Raw genomic sequence first — 13,095 nt, 5'->3', positions numbered from 1 at the left:
ACGCGGTCACTCGCTGCTTGAGCGCGATTCGCGCTAGGTTGGCGGGATGACCGCGTCCGCTTCGCCCCGCCTCTTCATCGACGCCGACGCCTGTCCGGTAAAGGACGAGGTCTATCGCGTGGCCGCCCGTTACGGCCTGCATGTGTTTGTGGTCTCCAACAGCTGGATCAACACGCCGCGCGAAAAATGGATTGAGCAGGTCGTTGTCGACGCAGGGCCGGATATCGCCGACGACTGGATCGCCGAGCGGGCCGTCGCCGGCGACATCGTCATCACCGCCGACATCCCCTTGGCCGACCGCTGCCTGAAAGCCGGTGCCCAGGCGCTGAAGGCCAACGGCCAGCCCTTCACCCCGGATTCGATCGGCTCGGCCCTCGCCGGGCGGATGGTCGGCGAACATTTGCGATCGATGGGCGTGGCCACCTCCGGGCCGCCGCCGTTCGGGCCCAGGGACCGCTCCGCCTTTCTGCAGGCGCTGGACCAGGCCGTGGTGCGGGCAAAAAAGGTGCTCGGGTGACCGTCATCCCCGAGAGCGAGCTGGAGTTCCGCTTCTTCCGCGCCGGCGGACCGGGCGGCCAGAACGTCAACAAGGTCTCGACCGCCGTGCAGATGCGGTTCGACGCCCGCAATTCGCCGTCCCTGACCGAGCCCGTGCGGGCGCGACTGATGAAGGCGGCGGGCAGCCGGCTGACGCTGGACGGCGTGATCCTGATCACCGCGGTCCGCTATCGCACCCAGGAGCGCAACCGCGCCGACGCCATCGAGCGGCTGCAGGGTCTGGTCGACAAGGCCTCGATCGCCCCGGTCTATCGCGTCCCGACCCGGCCGACGCGCGCCTCGAAGGAGCGGCGGCTGGACGGCAAGGCCAAACGCTCGACGATCAAGAGCGGACGCGGCCGGCCCGGCAGCGACGACTGAGCGGGCTCAGGTCGCCGGACGGAACAGCAGGGCCGCGACCTTGCCGCTGTCGTCGAAGCCGATGACCCACTGGGTCGCGCCGGTGGCGAAGGTGACGGCGAACATGTCCACGCCATCGCGGCTGCCCACGAAATCGAGGGCCTGGATGGCCCCCAGGCCGCTCAGCAGCGGCAGCACGGTGGCTTCCTGTGCGCGGACCTTGCCGCCGAGGTCTTCGGTCATCAGGGCATAAGGCAGGGTTCCCGCCTGGCCGCCGGCGATGATCTCGCGCAGCACCTCTTCGGATCGCGCGTTGGCGGGCGTCATTGACACGGCCGGAGCGGCGGCAGGAGCCGGGGCAGCAGGGCTCGCCGGAGCTGCGGGCTGGGCCGGTGCGCGCGCGGCCTGTGACGCGGGTCGGTCGAAACTGTTGGGCATCGAGGCGGCGGCGACCTGCGCCATGGCGACGGTCGGTGCCAGGGCGGGCACGAGCAACAGGGCGGCGGCGATCAAAAGCGGCTTCATGCAGTCAACTCCGGTACTGGAGATCAGACGATGCCGGGCCAAAGCGACAGAACAAGGGCGGCGGCCGAGGCCGCTGCCGCCAGGGTCACGGTCGCGATCATCCACGCCGGGGTCCGGGTCTCGCGGATGACGACGGTCTGCGGCTGGGGCGGAGTCTGCGCCAGCCGGGCCAGGGCCTTCAGCGTGGCGCGCAGTTCCTCCAGGGCGTCGCGAACCTGGGCCTGCGGCCCCAGCTCGCGGCGGATCCAGCGTTCCACCACCGGCCGGGAGGCTTCCCACAGGTCGTGGTCGGGGTTCAGCCGCCGGGCCACCCCCTCGACCGAGACCATGGTCTTCTGCAGCAGGATCAGCTCGGGCCGCAGATGCATGTCGAACAGGGCCGTGATCTCGAACAACTGGCCCAGCAGCCGTCCCATCGACACCTGGGAGGCGGCCTTGCCGATGACCGGCTCGCCGACGGCGCGCAGGGCCTGGGCGAAGGCCTCGACCGAATGTTCGGGCGGCACATAGCCGGCCTCGAAATGCACCCGGCTGATGCGGTCATAATCCCGGCTCAGGAAGCCCCACAGGATTTCCGCCAGATAGCGCCGCTCGGCCGGGCCCAGCCGGCCGACAATGCCGAAATCGATGGCCGTCAGCTCGGCCGGCGCGTGGCAGAACAGATTGCCCTCATGCAGATCGGCATGGAACGTCCCGTGGTCCAGCGCCTGGGTCAGGAAGGCGCGCACGACATTGTCGGCCAGGGCATTGACGTCCAGACCGGGCTGTTCGATCGCGCGCGGATCGGTCATGGCCACGCCGGGGGCCCATTCCAGCGTCAGCACGCGTTTGCCGACACCGTCCCAGATCACGGCGGGCGCGGTCATATGGCCGCCCACGGCCTCGCGGCCCTTGTCCATGATGTCCTTCAGCTCGGACGCAGCGGCGGCCTCGAGCCGCATGTCGAGCTCGAGTCGCAGGGCCCGGGCGATGGTCTCGACGAAGGCCGACGGCTCCAGCCGGCGGGCCAGAGGCACGAAACGCACGGCCAGCCGGGCCGCCAGCCGCATGGAATCCAGTCCCTGCGTCACGCGGCGCTCGACCCCGGGCCGCAGCACCTTGACCGCCACCTTGCGGCCGTCGGCCAGCCAGGCCGGGTGCGCCTGCGCCAGTGAGGCGGCGGCGACGGGGGGGCCGAAGTCGATGAACAGGCTCTCGACCGTGCGGCCCAGCGACCGTTCGATCTCGCGCCGGGCCTGATCGACCGGGAAGGGGGCCAGGGCATCCTTCAGCCGCCCGAGGTCACGGGCGAATTCGACGCCGAAAATGTCGGCGCGGGTGGCCAGCACCTGCCCCAGTTTGATGGCCACGGGCCCGAGGTGTTCGAACGCCTTGCCCAGCCGTTGTCCGGGGCGGCCCTCGCGGCCTTCGCGGCCGGCGAACATATGCAGCAGATGGATCAGGGGGCGCACCCAGACGGGCAGCAGATGGGTGATCTCGCGCGGTGCCAGCGCATCGTGCCGCACCAGCACCCAGGCCCAGCCGAGCAGGCGCAGGGTCGCATCCACCGGATGGCGCACCGGTTCGGCGACCGGCGGCGGGGGCGCGGTCTTGTAGTCGGCCGCGCTGGTCAGATCGCCCACCCGTGATGGATGGCGGCCACACCGCCCGACAGATTGGTCACCGTCACCCGGCTGAAGCCCGCGGACTCAATCATGGATTTGAAGGTCGACTGGTCCGGGAAGCGCCGGATGCTCTCGACCAGATACTGATAGCTTTCGCGGTCGCCCGCGACCCAGCCGCCGATGCGGGGAATGGCGTGGAAGGACCAGGCGTCATAGGCCTTGCGGATCGCCGAGGCCGTGGGCCGCGAAAACTCCAGGCACAGGAACCGCCCGCCGGGCTTCAGCACCCGCCGCGCCTCCCTCAGCGCCTGGGGGATGTCGGCGACATTGCGGATGCCGAAACTGATCGAATAGGCGTCCACCGAGGCGTCCGGCATCGGCAGGGCCATGGCGTCGCCGACCGACCACGACATCTCGGGCTCGCCGCCCTTCTGGACGCCGGCCATGATCATCTCGGCGTTGTAGTCCAGCACGAAGACCGAGGCGTCGGGGTTGGACGGTCCGGGACCGCCGCGCCGCGTCTGGGCCGCCCGCGCCATCTTCGAGTAACGGCGGGCCATGTCGCCGGTCCCGCCGGCGACGTCGAGGATGGTCTCGCCCGGCCGGGGGTTCAGCTTGGCCGCCGCCGCGTCCTTCCATAGCCGGTGCACGCCGCCGCTCATCAGGTCGTTCATCAGATCGTAGCTGGAGGCCACGCTGTCGAACACGCCGCGGACCAACTGCACCTTCTCCTTCGCGTCGACGTCGCGAAAGCCGAAGGATGAGGTCTTGCCTGAGGGTGGGGCCGTGTCGGTCATGCGGGCGGTCTAGCGCGTCGTCGGCCCGCCGTCACCGGGCTGCGTCGTCGCGGCGGCGAACCGTGGCTCAGGCCCCGGCCCCCGCCTTCGGGCGTGGCACGCCGAGGTCCTTCATCAGGCCGCGCATGGCGGCGTAGCAGCCGCAGGCCGCGGCCTCCAGCGCGGGGCGGTCGGTGACCTCCACCCATCCCCTGCCACGCCGGATCAGCCCCTTGTCCTCCAGGTCTGCACCGACCTCGGACACCGTGGCGCGGCGCACGCCCAGCATGCCCGCGATATCGGCCTGGGTCAGGCTGAAGCGGTCGCTGTCGGCGCGGTCGTGGATGGTCAGCAGCCAGCGGGCCAGGCGTTCGTCCAGCCTGTGCTGGGCATTGCAGGCGGCGGTCTGCTGCACCTGGGCGAACAGGCTCTCCGTGAATTTGGCCAGGGCCGTCCGCATCGCCTCGCTGGCATGCAGGGCCTCCGCGAAGACATCGGCCGGACAGCAGGCCGACACCCCGTCGACCTGGGCGATGGCGCGGCTGGCGGCGCGGGCGTTCAGGGGGCCGCAGGTCACGCCGACCAGCCCTTCCCGACCGATGGCGGCGGTCTCGATCATCCGGTCGCCGTCGAGCAGGGTCATCAACGAAACCACGCCACTCATCGGGAACCACACCTCCGTGACCTCCTCGCCGGCGTCGTAGAGCATCTGTCCCTGGGCGAAGGGCCTTTCATGCAGATGCGGTTCGATCCTGCGGCGGTCGACGGGGTCGAGCGCGGCGATCCACATATTGTCCATGGCTGGCTCCCGGTCCCTGAACAGCGACGCTCGGTAACGCCAAAGCTTCGCCGCGCGTTCCCGGCGCTTGTGACAGCCCGCCCGGCGGGATAGGGCGGGGGGGATGCGGAGGACGACATGACGGACCGGATTGACGTTGCGGAAGCCTTGCAGGGCCTGCCGGCGTGGCGCGAACACGCGGGTGACCGCCCGGCCATCACGCGGTCCCTGGTCTTCGCCGACTTCAATGCCGCCTTCGGCTTCATGACCCGGGTGGCGCTGCTGGCGGACAAGGTGGACCACCATCCGGAATGGTCGAACGTCTACAACCGCGTCGAAATCCTTCTGACCACCCATGACGCCGGCGGTATCACCGCCAAGGACACCGATATGGCCCGGTTCATCGACCAGGCCGCGACCGAAACAGGAGCAAAGTGATGGCGAACAAGGCGGGACGGGTCGCGGGCAAACAGGCCCTGATCACCGGCGCGGCCGGCGGGCTGGGCGAGGCCATGGCCTGGATGCTGGCGCGCGAGGGCGCGAAGGTCGCCGTCACCGACGTCAATCAGAAGGGTGTCGCGGCCCTCGCCGACGCGATCAACGCCGAGGTTCCGGGAGCCGCCTTCGCCTTCCAGCACGATGTCACCGACGAGGCCGACTGGGCCTCGGTCATCGACGGGGCCGTCGCGGCCATGGGCGGGCTGTCGATCCTGGTCAACAATGCCGGCATCGCGGGAGACCTTCAGTTCGTCGAGACCGACACGCTGGAGAACTGGCGCCGCGTCCAGGCGGTCAACATCGAATCCATCATGCTGGGCTGCAAACACGCCATGCCCCACCTGCGGGCTTCGGCACCTTCGTCGATCATCAATATCAGTTCGGTGGCAGGTCTCGCCGCCGCCCCGGGCATGGGCGCCTATAACGCCACCAAGGCGGCGGTCTGGATGTACACCAAGACCATCGCGCTGGAGGCCGCCAAGGGCGACTGGAACGTGCGCTGCAACTCGGTCCATCCGGTCTTCATCAAGACCCCGATTCTCGACCCCTTCATCGCCATGGCCGGTGGCGACGAGGCCAAGGCCCACGAACGCCTGTCGCGCGGCATCCCGATGAAACGGATCGGCGAGCCGGACGATGTGGCGTATTGCGTGCTCTACCTCGCCGCCGACGAGTCGAAATTCGTCACCGGCTCCGAGTTCAAGATCGACGGCGGCATGCTGGCGCAGTGAGCGAAGGGAGTAGGGCCTAGGGAATAGGGCTTAGCCGATCGCGCTCGGCCTGAACGATCGCCTACTCCCTAAGCCCCAAGCCCTAAGCCCTTGCCCTCAGTCCAGATCCACCGGCAAAATCTGGCTCGACAGCAGCGTCTCCATTCCCGCCCACCGATCCGGGCCCTGCCGCTCGACCCAGGCCTGGACCACGTCGCGACCCAGTCCATAGTTGATGATGTAGCTGCGATAGGTGTCGATGAAGCGCAGCCGCTGCGCCGCCTTGGCCGGTTCGGCCAGCGTGTATTTGGACAGCCGGGCGATGGTCTCCTCGCGCCCGACCCGGCCCGCCAGATAATCATCGGCGATCGTGTACTCGGCCCGTGCCAGACGGCGCTGCAGCGCGGCCAGCTGCGCCTTCTTGTCGGCCGTCGACGGATCCAGTCCGGCCAGGGGGAACAGCACGTCGCGCTCGAACACCGTGCCCTGCTCGCCCGGGAAGGCCAGATCGATGCCGTAGTTGGCGCTGCCCTCGGCCACGAACGACATCGGGCTGAACAGCGGATAGACGCTCATCTCGACCCAGCCGCGATCGCGCACGAAGGTCTTTTCCAGCAGGGCGTTGTAGACGTGGTGCCCCGGATACCCCTCATGACAACCCAGATCGATCGCCCGTTCCGTATAGATGGGGAAGTCGGCGTTGATCTCGATGCGGCTGGCCGCGTCACCCAGATAATAATTATACCCTGACCAGGGCTTGTCGTCGACAAGGCTGAGGCTGAACCGCTCATTGGCGGGCAGGGCGATGTGCTGGACGGTGCGGCGGCGGCATTCGGCGATGGCCGCGTCCATCACCGTCTGCAGCCGTTCCTTCGGGATCACATAGTGGGCCTTGAAGGCCGTCACCCGGTCGGTCAGCGCGCCGGGTCCCGGCAGCAGGGCGTCGACCTCGGCCAGGACGGGGTCGTAGGTGGAGAGAGGCAGCAGTTCAGGCCGGATGCCGAACAGGGCCTCGGCCTCGTCGGCGAAGCCCATCTTCTCGCCCGATAGCATGCGCAGACGGGCCGAGGCCGCCGAGACATGGGCCAGCAGATATTTGCGCCGCTGAACCGCCATGGGTTCTGCTCCGCGGGTCGGGACGGCGTTCAATCGCGCGGTCAGCGCCGCCGCACCCTCGATCAGCTGCGGCACGGTGCGCGGGTTGGCGTGGGCCGCCGCCTGCCATTCCGCCGGGCCATAATAGGCGTCGACATAGCCCGGCTCGCGCTCGCCGATCTCGAGGATCAGGGCGACATAGGACTCGGCGATGGCGTCCAGACTGTCAGGCGCGACACCGGGATGGCCGGTCGTCACATCGTCAGGCCGAATGGCACAGGCCCCCACCAGCATCAACAATCCAAGCAGAAAGGCGCGCATCGAGACCTCCATCGGCAAAGAGGCGCGCACGCTAGATGACGATGCGCCGGGCCGCACCTTTCAAATCATTCAGAAAGGCCCGGGCTCGGCCACGTGCCCGGGCGCTTCCGGCGCGCATTCGGGATTGAGGGCGGCGCGGTCCTGCTGTAAGGCCCTCCGTCCGGCGTTTCGCCGCAGACGCACCCGTAGCTCAGCTGGATAGAGTACTGCCCTCCGAAGGCAGGGGTCACAGGTTCGAATCCTGTCGGGTGCGCCATTCTTTTCAACATGTTGGCACTGAGAGCCGGCTGGAGATACGCTCTTCAGTCACCACATAGTCACCACGAAGTGTGGTGTCGGCAGATTTCTGGCCTCCTTCAAAGACGCGACGACTGGATCGAAAAATCGACCTGACCTCATTCCTACCTGGACGAGCGGATCAACACCTACGATGGGTGCGGCGAGCGGGGGCCTCTCTGACGTTGGCATTGTTGCCGTGCGTAGCCGGTGATGGCCCGACCGTTCCGCTTGACATCCGTCCCCCCCGTCGCCAGCCTGCATTCGACATTAAGAGAGCGGCCATGTTGGCCGTCGCCAACCTGCCCTCCCGGGCAAGGTGGCTCCCGAAAGGGGATGTGGCCGACCGGCAATTATACGGGCTCTACGGGTCACATCTCTGTTCGCGGTTCTCGCTGATGCGAAGGAGCGCTCCCCATGAGCCGAGTGTCTGTAGGCCGCCTGGCCCCCGTTGAGGGCCTGTTCACGTCAGAGAGTGTGGCCGACGGCCATCCCGACAAGATTGCCGATCAGTTGTCCGATGCGGTGCTGGATGCTGCGCTCAGGCAGGACCCCCAGGCCCGTGTCGCTGTCGAGGCCGCCATCAAGGGGTCTTCAGTCTGGCTGTTTGGAGAGCTGACCGGGCGAGATCTATCGCTCGACTTTCCGGAGATTGTCCGAGGCGTGCTCTCCAGCATTGGCCACAGTGACGACCGATGGGGCATCGACCTGGCCCAGTTGGACGTCCGGACCACGATCAGCCTGCAGGCCGCCGAGATCGGTGACGGCGTGGGCGGGGGACCAGACACCGGTGCCGGCGACCAGGGGATGATGTTCGGCTTCGCCAGCCGAGAGACCGATGAGCGCCTTCCGACGCCGATCGCCTTGGCTCACCGGCTGATGCGTCGCCACAAGCAGGTGCGAGAGCGGCTCGGACTACTTGGCCCCGACGCCAAGGCGCAGGTGAGCGTTCGCTATGAGAATGGCCGGCCGGCCGGGCTGCACACGATCGTGCTTTCCAGCCAGCACCTGGCAGACGTCTCCCTCTCCGACGTCAGGGAGTTGCTGCGCGAAGAGGTGATCCGGCCGGTCCTGGGCGCCGACGCCGACGCTGCAGAGCTGCTGTTGAACCCTGCCGGGACCTTCATTGAAGGTGGTCCCGTCGCCGACGCCGGGCTGACCGGTCGCAAGATCATCGTCGATACCTACGGCGGCTTTGCCAGACACGGCGGCGGGGCCTTCTCCGGTAAGGACGGGACCAAGTCCGACCGGGCAGGGGCCTATGCCGCGCGGCAGTTGGCTCTAACCATAGTCGAGGCCGGCCTCGCAGAAGCCTGTGAGGTGAGGCTCGCTTATGCAATCGGCGTGGCCGAGCCCGTTGCTGTGCACCTCGATCTGGGCGGAGGGCGAGGGCTCGAGTTGGATGCCGGCGCAGCCGCCGGTCTGCTCGCCGCCTTGCGGCCTCGCGCGATCATCGACCGGCTCGCGCTGACCTCACCCAGGTTCTTGCCGACGGCGGCCTTCGGACATTTCGGACGCCCGGACTTTGCCTGGGAGAGGTCGGCTCCCGATGCGCTGTTTGGGGAGCTTCGCAGTTCGCCGCTCGCGCCGCCGGCCCCCAAGCTCGCCCGCAGATCACAGCCAGCGAGGAGCCCGGCATGAGCGCCCCGGACAGAAGCGGTCCGTTGACCCCTCCGCTAGATGAAGACACCGGAAGATCCATTGACGCCCTGGCGCGTCTCAAGATTTCCGGGGGCGCGCCGGGGCCCTACGTGGTCGCCCGACGCGAGCACTTCACCGCCCGTCTCGCGGCTTACGCCACCTGGTATCAGGGGTTGGCCGGTGCCGCGCCGGGCCCCGAGCACCTTTCGGCGGCATCGGTGGTCATGATCGAGTTTCGGCCACCTGACGGCCGAAGCCCCACCGGCATGAATCCGTGGGTACTGGATAGCGACTTTCCAGACATCTTGCGTCTGACGCAGGCCCGAGTTGTCCCATGTCAGGAGGCCTCCGATGGTCGGGTCTAGCCGCCGCGTCTTCGTGGCTGCGTCGACCAGCGTTGCGGTTGGCGCTGCAGGGGCATCGCTAGCCCAGGCCGGTGTGCAGATTGAGCCGCTGTTCGGTTCCGGACCGGCTGCGGCTGATGTCGCAGAACTGGCGGCGTCCGAAAAGTTCCATCAGTGGAAGGGACGCTTTGGCATGGCGGCGGCGTACCAGAAGCTGGCGCGCGGCCGAGCGCTTCACTCAAGGCTTCTCGCCTACATAGATCATCACATCGGTGCTTTCGGCGGCAGCCCGACGGCGGCCCATGTCGTGGCTGTCGCGCAGCTGATGTCCCAGCGAACCGTGTTTGCGGGGCTAGAGAGCTACCTTGAAGCATTTGACGCCTGCTCCTGTCCGCAGTGTTTTCCAGCGTTTTGGCGTGCAGCAAGAACAAGCGAGATCGAGCAACCCGGTCATCTGGCCTTGGCGATAAGGCGGATTCGAGCCAGTCGCAGAATGGTTCAACACGCCCTTCCGCCTGCTGACGCGCGAAAGGCCTACTGCAAATTCGAGGAGCCGGTCCAACGACCCTGCGGGGTCACCACACGGTACTGGACCCTCGCTTTTACTGCCCCTCCAGAACCCGATTGGACATCTCTTCGGGACTCCGCATCCGCCTCACCGGCGGCGAACGTGAGAGCATCATGATGACCGGCTCTGAACAGAGGCAAATCGACCAGGGCTACAGGCCCGCTCGCTATTTCGGACCGGCGGACCTGGAGACCCACCTGCTCAGCACCATCAAGGGTGCCGAGAGACGAAATCTGGTCGCTTCGAGATTGCGAACCGGCGGCGATTCATTTGCCGACGGCCTGGCCGAGCCGTCGCTTCCAGACGACGTTCGCGGTTCATGGGGAGCTATTCACCCCTCGATGATGGGCGGTGAATATCTCCCCGATCGCAGGGCAACCGAGCTCGAGATCGCAAGGATCACAATCCAGTCCACCACCCAGGACGTAACCTGCGTATATGCCTCGCCTGGTCGCGACCGCATCCGATACCGCGTCGTTGATGAGTACGGTGGTGACTGCCTGGAAGGTCGTATCAAGCGCACTTCCTCACGTCCTTTGTCGCTCGGCGATCTCACCGACTTCTTTCTGAGCGCGTGGGACCTGGTCCGGGTCCTGGAAAGGAACTTCCCAATCGGGGCCAGTTCGCTCGAGGAGGCGCTCGAGTTCTTCAAAGGGGAATCAGCCTTCTACCCGGACTTTGACGCCGCGCTGCGGGCACGGGCTAAGGCCTGGTGGGCCGCAAGGGAGGTTACCCCATGACACATGACAAGCTGGTGAGGCTGGTCATCCCGGAAGATTTAATCCGTGACTATGAAGCCGCCCACTACTGGGTCGATTTTCCTGCCGGTCGGATAGTTCTCAACATCGGCCAGCCATTCGTGGGTTTCGACGGATTTGTCGGCCGCAATCGGCTAGCCATCGTTACGGCCTGCAATCCATTCAGCAATATCCTTGCGGACGCCGAGAACGATGCAAGGCAGGCTTTGCTCATCGAGGCTGTCGCGGCGGCGGGTCTGGAATGGTTTCCCGCTAGTGGCGTTGACGCTCAGGAGAAATGGGTACCGGAACCCAGTTTGGCGATCCTGGACCCGTCGGACGAACAGCTCGACGGCTGGATGGAGGCGTTCGAGCAGAACGCCGTCGTTGTGGCCGAGGCCGGCGGCCCAGCCGCTTTGCGCCTGCATCCCCGTTACACAACCGACAGCACGCGTGCGGTCGGCGAGGCGCCGACACCTACAGAGCAGACAGTCGGGCCCAAAATCGAACAGGCAAACACCAGCCCAAGAGCCGGTCGGTTTGAAGCTGCTTGGGGAGACGGCGTTCACGTTCAGCTCACTCTGTCGTCTCGCAAGTGGGCCAAAGTCCAAGCAGGGAAACCCTTGACGGTGCGGGGAAAGGGCTACGGCTATGAAGGTGAGTTTTTCTGGGACTACTGGGATTTTTCAGGCGGGATGAATGGCGAACTGGCCGTCAGATATGGCCGTCCCAACGAGGGAGACTATTCCGCGGTTGGTTGGGACGGCACGGTGGGAGAGGCCCTACTGCGATGCGACATCCAAGAGTGAGGATCGGCGTGCACAAAGAATGTCGTTGGCGGGTGACCGGCATCGAACCTTGTTCGCGGCTAAACGCGGGGATCGGCACATGACGCTCTGGCTTGGAAATGGAGAACACCCGGACATCAGAGACCATAAAGAAAAATGGCACAGTCATGCCACCGCGTTTTTCCCGATCGAGCGCGCTTGGCGAAGAGCGCCATCGAACCTCGAATTCTTAGTTGCCGTGAACTGGTCGTTCTCGCCCGGCAGTGAAAGACGCGATGGTCTTTTTATTCAAAAGAGACGTTCAAAAGCTTGGCCTTGGGCGCTCTGGGCCTACGAGTACGATGACAACTGGGGGGTTTGGAGTTGGGCGTTGCGGGCGACATCCGACGAGGCCTACTGCGACGCTGCTACTGCCGGACGGGCGCTTCTTGAGGCGTCATGGAAATGGGAGCGAGAGCAATGGAACACCCGCCAGTTTGACGAGGTCGATACCGAAGGGTTGGTCTCGCAAGAAGATGCATGGGCTCTTGCGACCGAATGCCTGGGTGGAGATTAGCGTGGAGCTAGGCCCCGCCGAAGAATCCCGTGTGACACTCGAACGGCCGTGATCGCGACTGCCACCAACGGTCTCGAATGGCCTGCGACATGAACGGCGCCTACGAACTGACGACGTCCTGAACCGCTGATTTCAGAAAGGTAGCTGGGGTGGCCATCAAGGGTAGCCGTGCGGCGGGAGCGGTTGACGACCTTCTGCTCCCAACTGTGGGGGTCGCTAAATCTCTTGATAGAGACGGCCAAGCGAACCTCTTTCTCTACCTGGGTGCTCTGCGAAGTCAGGGCTACCTCAAGCAGCGGCGCAGTCTGGTTATAGCTCAGTGCAGGTCCGTCGTTTCGGAGCTCCTCCTGACGAATAATTTTGAGCCAAACCCGCTCCGAAAAGACGCGCGACTCCCAGACCCGAACGACTGGGTGGCCTACAAGAAATACGTTCTGAGCGCGGCTCGCCGGATTGAGAGTGCAAGCGCATCTTTAGATGCCCTCGAGGAGCTCATTTCACCTCCTGCCTTCGACCGGATGAGAATGGAGCGACTCCGCCGACGCGCGGCAGAGGTCCACCGAAACGAAACCGGCGAGGTCATTTCGGATCCGCTCGGACTGCGGGATCAGGAACTCACGCAGGCGCTGCGGCGCGTTCGGCTGAGCCTGAGAACGATGACCCCCGCGGTCGTCAAGCTGAGTCGGGAGGTAAAGGAGATGCGTCGACGGCCGAAGGCATTTAACCGGGGCAACCAACTGGCGCTCCAACTCTGCCGGATTTGGTTCGAAGCGACCGCCAAGCTTCCGATGGTCACTCCAGCGCGACGGCATACCGCTGACGACCCCTTCTACGAGTTCTGCAAACTCGTCGCGGGATTGGCACCCCTGGTGAATGGTCGGTTGGCATTCCCCCTAACCACCACGGCCGTGGAACATGTCGCACGAAGCTGGCGTGCCGCCGCCCAGCTTAATGCGGACGACAGCATCTAGATTCCGCGGG

At 66.0% G+C, this 13,095-nt stretch carries 15 protein-coding genes, 1 tRNA gene and 1 riboswitch; of the genes, 10 read left to right on the top strand and 6 right to left on the bottom strand.

What is annotated here, in order from left to right; genetic code table 11:
* The first annotated feature begins 46 nt into the window (after nt 1-46).
* Nucleotides 47-517, top strand: a complete 471-nt coding sequence (locus tag ACP7AS_RS02610) for a YaiI/YqxD family protein (protein ID WP_426027261.1) — start codon at nt 47-49, stop codon at nt 515-517.
* Complete coding sequence (arfB, locus tag ACP7AS_RS02605; RefSeq protein WP_426027260.1) at nt 514-918, top strand: alternative ribosome rescue aminoacyl-tRNA hydrolase ArfB; 405 nt, start codon at nt 514-516, stop codon at nt 916-918. The genes ACP7AS_RS02610 and arfB overlap by 4 nt, the downstream gene beginning before the upstream one ends.
* A gap of 6 nt (nt 919-924) precedes the next feature.
* Here arfB and ACP7AS_RS02600 read toward each other — a convergent pair whose 3' ends face one another.
* From ACP7AS_RS02600 to ACP7AS_RS02585, 4 genes are all read right to left on the bottom strand, one after another.
* Nucleotides 925-1,422 (bottom strand): hypothetical protein, encoded by a 498-nt coding sequence (locus ACP7AS_RS02600; protein ID WP_426027259.1) that lies wholly within the window; start codon nt 1,420-1,422, stop codon nt 925-927.
* A gap of 23 nt (nt 1,423-1,445) precedes the next feature.
* Nucleotides 1,446-3,044, bottom strand: coding sequence for a 2-polyprenylphenol 6-hydroxylase (ubiB, locus tag ACP7AS_RS02595; protein ID WP_426027258.1), 1,599 nt, complete (start codon nt 3,042-3,044; stop codon nt 1,446-1,448).
* On the bottom strand, nt 3,032-3,823 hold the full coding sequence (locus ACP7AS_RS02590) for a class I SAM-dependent methyltransferase (protein WP_426027257.1): 792 nt from the start codon (nt 3,821-3,823) through the stop codon (nt 3,032-3,034). Before ACP7AS_RS02590 ends, ubiB begins: the two co-directional genes overlap by 13 nt.
* Nucleotides 3,824-3,890: 67 nt before the next feature.
* Nucleotides 3,891-4,601, bottom strand: a complete 711-nt coding sequence (locus ACP7AS_RS02585; protein ID WP_426027256.1) for a Crp/Fnr family transcriptional regulator — start codon at nt 4,599-4,601, stop codon at nt 3,891-3,893.
* 117 nt (nt 4,602-4,718) lie between these two features.
* Between ACP7AS_RS02585 and ACP7AS_RS02580 the strand changes: the two genes are divergently transcribed.
* Both ACP7AS_RS02580 and ACP7AS_RS02575 read left to right on the top strand, forming a co-directional pair.
* On the top strand, nt 4,719-5,018 hold the full coding sequence (locus tag ACP7AS_RS02580) for a 4a-hydroxytetrahydrobiopterin dehydratase (RefSeq protein WP_426027255.1): 300 nt from the start codon (nt 4,719-4,721) through the stop codon (nt 5,016-5,018).
* Nucleotides 5,018-5,809, top strand: a complete 792-nt coding sequence (locus tag ACP7AS_RS02575; protein WP_426027254.1) for an SDR family oxidoreductase — start codon at nt 5,018-5,020, stop codon at nt 5,807-5,809. Before ACP7AS_RS02580 ends, ACP7AS_RS02575 begins: the two co-directional genes overlap by 1 nt.
* Before the next feature lie 96 nt (nt 5,810-5,905).
* On the opposite strand, the gene ACP7AS_RS02570 is transcribed toward ACP7AS_RS02575, so the two are convergent.
* On the bottom strand, nt 5,906-7,204 hold the full coding sequence (locus ACP7AS_RS02570) for a hypothetical protein (protein ID WP_426027253.1): 1,299 nt from the start codon (nt 7,202-7,204) through the stop codon (nt 5,906-5,908).
* 179 nt (nt 7,205-7,383) lie between these two features.
* Between ACP7AS_RS02570 and ACP7AS_RS02565 the strand changes: the two genes are divergently transcribed.
* Both ACP7AS_RS02565 and metK read left to right on the top strand, forming a co-directional pair.
* A tRNA-Arg gene (locus ACP7AS_RS02565) sits at nt 7,384-7,460 on the top strand.
* A 282-nt stretch (nt 7,461-7,742) separates the two neighbouring features.
* Nucleotides 7,743-7,847: riboswitch (SAM-I-IV-variant riboswitch) on the top strand.
* Between the two features lie 50 nt (nt 7,848-7,897).
* On the top strand, nt 7,898-9,121 hold the full coding sequence (gene metK / locus ACP7AS_RS02560; protein ID WP_426027252.1) for a methionine adenosyltransferase: 1,224 nt from the start codon (nt 7,898-7,900) through the stop codon (nt 9,119-9,121).
* 423 nt (nt 9,122-9,544) lie between these two features.
* On the opposite strand, the gene ACP7AS_RS02555 is transcribed toward metK, so the two are convergent.
* Nucleotides 9,545-9,703 carry a hypothetical protein gene (locus ACP7AS_RS02555; RefSeq protein ID WP_426027251.1) on the bottom strand — a complete coding sequence of 53 codons (159 nt, stop codon included), beginning with the start codon at nt 9,701-9,703 and terminating at the stop codon, nt 9,545-9,547.
* A 386-nt stretch (nt 9,704-10,089) separates the two neighbouring features.
* On the opposite strand from ACP7AS_RS02555, the gene ACP7AS_RS02550 reads away from it, so the two are divergent.
* The 4 genes from ACP7AS_RS02550 (at nt 10,090) to ACP7AS_RS02535 (ending at nt 13,085) form a co-directional block, all read left to right on the top strand.
* Nucleotides 10,090-10,773, top strand: coding sequence for a hypothetical protein (locus ACP7AS_RS02550; RefSeq protein ID WP_426027250.1), 684 nt, complete (start codon nt 10,090-10,092; stop codon nt 10,771-10,773).
* Nucleotides 10,770-11,579 (top strand): DUF3293 domain-containing protein, encoded by an 810-nt coding sequence (locus ACP7AS_RS02545; protein WP_426027249.1) that lies wholly within the window; start codon nt 10,770-10,772, stop codon nt 11,577-11,579. The genes ACP7AS_RS02550 and ACP7AS_RS02545 overlap by 4 nt, the downstream gene beginning before the upstream one ends.
* Before the next feature lie 79 nt (nt 11,580-11,658).
* On the top strand, nt 11,659-12,114 hold the full coding sequence (locus ACP7AS_RS02540; RefSeq protein WP_426027248.1) for a hypothetical protein: 456 nt from the start codon (nt 11,659-11,661) through the stop codon (nt 12,112-12,114).
* A gap of 149 nt (nt 12,115-12,263) precedes the next feature.
* Nucleotides 12,264-13,085: a hypothetical protein gene (locus ACP7AS_RS02535; protein WP_426027247.1), complete on the top strand. Its 822-nt coding sequence runs from the start codon at nt 12,264-12,266 to the stop codon at nt 13,083-13,085.
* The last annotated feature ends 10 nt before the right edge of the window (nt 13,086-13,095 follow it).

Source organism: Brevundimonas sp. TWP2-3-4b2 (genome assembly GCF_049897345.1).
In the GTDB taxonomy this organism is placed as follows: Bacteria; Pseudomonadota; Alphaproteobacteria; order Caulobacterales; family Caulobacteraceae; genus Brevundimonas.
This window is presented reverse-complemented; position numbering and strand designations above follow the sequence as displayed.

Bases quoted from the DNA above. Each gene is read 5' to 3' on its own strand.
- ACP7AS_RS02580 (WP_426027255.1), top strand. From the start codon at position 4,719: ATGACGGACCGGATTGACGTTGCGGAAGCCTTGCAGGGCCTGCCGGCG.
- ACP7AS_RS02540 (WP_426027248.1), top strand. From the start codon at position 11,659: ATGACGCTCTGGCTTGGAAATGGAGAACACCCGGACATCAGAGACCAT.
- metK (WP_426027252.1), top strand. From the start codon at position 7,898: ATGAGCCGAGTGTCTGTAGGCCGCCTGGCCCCCGTTGAGGGCCTGTTC.
- ACP7AS_RS02545 (WP_426027249.1), top strand. From the start codon at position 10,770: ATGACACATGACAAGCTGGTGAGGCTGGTCATCCCGGAAGATTTAATC.
- ACP7AS_RS02600 (WP_426027259.1), bottom strand. From the start codon at position 1,422: ATGAAGCCGCTTTTGATCGCCGCCGCCCTGTTGCTCGTGCCCGCCCTG.
- ACP7AS_RS02590 (WP_426027257.1), bottom strand. From the start codon at position 3,823: ATGACCGACACGGCCCCACCCTCAGGCAAGACCTCATCCTTCGGCTTT.
- ACP7AS_RS02610 (WP_426027261.1), top strand. From the start codon at position 47: ATGACCGCGTCCGCTTCGCCCCGCCTCTTCATCGACGCCGACGCCTGT.
- ACP7AS_RS02575 (WP_426027254.1), top strand. From the start codon at position 5,018: ATGGCGAACAAGGCGGGACGGGTCGCGGGCAAACAGGCCCTGATCACC.
- ACP7AS_RS02585 (WP_426027256.1), bottom strand. From the start codon at position 4,601: ATGGACAATATGTGGATCGCCGCGCTCGACCCCGTCGACCGCCGCAGG.
- ACP7AS_RS02570 (WP_426027253.1), bottom strand. From the start codon at position 7,204: ATGCGCGCCTTTCTGCTTGGATTGTTGATGCTGGTGGGGGCCTGTGCC.